The organism is Xenorhabdus santafensis (assembly GCF_033949405.1).
Classification (GTDB): domain Bacteria; phylum Pseudomonadota; class Gammaproteobacteria; order Enterobacterales; family Enterobacteriaceae; genus Xenorhabdus; species Xenorhabdus santafensis.
Map to the genome: position 1 here is coordinate 1 of NZ_VCDN01000237.1, position 207 is coordinate 207.

At 62.8% G+C, this 207-nt stretch carries 1 protein-coding gene; it reads right to left on the reverse strand.

Annotation, left to right across the window (positions count from 1 at the left end):
* A partial coding sequence (locus FE392_RS22390) for an AMP-binding protein (RefSeq protein WP_319931883.1) occupies window positions 1–207 on the reverse strand: 207 nt, incomplete at both ends.

Here is a 207-nt window from a genome sequence, read left to right on the forward strand (position 1 = left end):
GCATTTCCACCCCTTTGGGCAGCCCGGTGGAGCCGGAAGTGTAAATCACATAGGCCAGATGGTGCGGTGACAAGCCCAAAGCCCGGGGGGCAGGGTTGGCGGTCGGTTGTTCAGCGAGAACGCTGTCAGGCGCATCCAGCAGCAACGTGGTGTAATTGGCCGCAGGCACCGCCTGTTTCAGCCTGACGGCGAGGGACGTCTGGGTCA